Raw genomic sequence first — 2546 nt, forward strand, 5'->3', positions numbered from 1 at the left:
TGGCACGCTCGATCAGGTTGCGGGCGAACAGGGTGTTCATGCGTATCGGCTGGCGATCAGCATTGTTCTGGTCATTACTGGCGATGGTGGAGCCGGTGAAGTCGATGTACTCGGCAGTGCCCAGGGTTGCGTTGGTGTAGTACGAGATTTTCGGGGCGATCAAGTGGGCGTCGTCGCCGATGAATTCAAGCTCGATCTCTGTGGCTTTGATGGCATGGCCTATGCCGGTGCTGCTGGTGCCATTGGTCTCCATGACATACACGCCATGGATGATCGTGAATTTTTTCTCGTGGTCTGGCCAGGTAACGTTCCAATCAGGGCGAAGGGTTTCAGGGCTTATTTTGATAGTGGCCGATTGCGAGTCCTGGTTGGGCAATAAAGTGTCTTGAGCCGAACCCACCGTAAGATTGACCTTGAGCCGGTTGCTCTCAGGCGTGGGATTACTCATTGAGCTTGGCCGGGCGAGGAACTGCAGAAACTTCAGGTCTCCGGAACTGTATACGGGGTAGCTTGAGGGGGATCCGGCGCCCGACACGCTGTAAGTTTCCATTGAGAGAAGATCACTTGGGCGGGCCTGGACTCGACGCAACAGGTCTCTGTTTACCCTTTTACCAGCGAGGTCTGTATGGTGACCGTTGGGACTAAAAGTTACGCGTTGATCGTTCTGGTCTGCTATCAGAACATGCCTTCCTCCTGGCAACTGGAGCCATACAAAACCCCGATAGGGGCTCGAAAACGCCCCGGCCGTGCATGTCAGTCGGGAGTTGGGCAGCAGAGTCGCCATATCCGCGCCATCGTCTTCAGGCAGATAAAATTCAAATTCGTACCTTTCGGTGCCAGTAGTCGAGGTGATCTTGATGCCGCTTTCTTTTGCAAAACGCGTGTTGACTCGCGTCGTAAACTTGATTTCGCGCCTGGCTTCATCCCACTGGATGTCGTCGCCATCGACGGTGTGCAGGATCCGTGGCTGCCAGCCTGCATAGTTCCAGCCTTGCAGGCCACTGGTTCCCGAATGGGGGGAGGTGGTTTGGCTAGAAGGCTTGATTCGGATCGAGACTCCCGTCACAGGGAATTGGAAGCGTCCGGCATTGGTATCGGCGGCAGCGAACAGGATGCCGACGCGCATGACCAGATTACGATTCAGTCTTTTGTCCTCTTCCTCGTTTTCTTCCTCAGTGCCATCAACCAGACCGTGTTCCGGGAACAGATCGAAGCTGTTGAAATTCTTGTCGATCTTCAGGGTTTTCAGCAGGCGGTACTTGTCCAAGCGGCCATCGGTAGTACTTGAACCCTTGACGTAACCGGCATACATGGCCAGGAACAACGCTTCGGGATTGGTCGAGACATCAACGACGGCAATGGTGTCGAGGTCGATCTTGTGAGTGCCGTATTCGGGGTCATCCTTTTCTTCCGTCTTCCACTGGTAGGTAATGGCGGCGGGATCCACTTCGGTTTCCATGTAGCACTGCGGCGCACTCCAGCTGTCGTCGTACTTCTTGTACGTCAGGTTCAAGCGCAGCTTCGATGTCGCTTTGGGCTTGGCCAGCTCACGGAATTCATAAGTGCCGTTTTTCGGCGGTACAGCTTCCAGATCACCGCTGCCTGCCGGGTCGACGCTGTCGATCAATTCGACCCAGGTCACGAACAGCCGATTGTTGAAGTACACCGGACGGATGGTTTTCTCGATCGCCGCTTCCGAGATCGGCAGGTTGGCCCGTTTCCAGTCCGACCAGGCGCCGGGCTGCGGGTTGTCCTGCTTGGGGCCCGCGGTGCCGGACAGGTAGCTGCGCTCGGACATGTTTACCGAACGCCAGTAATAGGCACCCTCGGCGCGGGACTTGCCGATGAAGTAGTAGTTGGACTCCTTGAAGTCCGTGCCGGCGATGTAGCCGTTGATGATGGTCAGGTTGGCCACTTCCTCGAAGCTGGCCAGGTAGGCCTGGACCGCTTCCTGGGTGGTGTCGACGCTGATGCGGTTCTGGTTGATGTCGTTTTCCAGCTGTTGGAAATACGCCGACTTCTTCATGCGCAACGACGGGTCGATGTACAGCGACGGGTACCAAGCCAGTTGCTGGTTGGCAGCCCACAGCGGGTATTGGTTGCGCTGGTCGCGCCACTCGGTGAGTAGCGCTTCGCTGAAGCGTACATCGTCATAACCTGGCTCCATGCCCAGCAGGGCGCCGTTGATGTACTGCTGCAGGCTGGCGATGGCGCTGGCCACCGGGCTGGTTTCTACCGCCTGGGTGACCTGGGTATCGAGCAGCAGGTACTCGTACAGGTCGTTTTCGGTGCGCAGTTTATCGGTGAGCCCGAGTTCCTGCAGGGTGGTGTCGTTGAGCACCAATTCGCCCAGGTAATAGGCGACGAGGGCGTCGCGAAAGCTTTCGTTGAGGGTTGCTGCAATGGTCATGGAATGGATTCCTGGGTGGTGGTTCAAGGGTTTTTTGGGTGCCAGTGAGAGCCTCTTCGCGGGCAGAGAGCTCGCCGCCCGCCCCCGCTCCCACAAGGATTTTGTGAACACTTTGAATCCTTGTGGGAGCGGGGCG

The 2546-nt window shown here is 57.0% G+C and carries 1 protein-coding gene; it reads right to left on the reverse strand.

The window, feature by feature from the left end:
• Positions 1-2546, reverse strand: a 2546-nt coding sequence (locus tag QMX89_RS22545; RefSeq protein WP_282349946.1) for a neuraminidase-like domain-containing protein, incomplete at both ends; no start/stop codon positions are given.

Origin of the sequence: Pseudomonas sp. PS01301 (genome assembly GCF_029960215.1) — a bacterium.
Lineage (GTDB): Bacteria > Pseudomonadota > Gammaproteobacteria > Pseudomonadales > Pseudomonadaceae > Aquipseudomonas > Aquipseudomonas coleopterorum.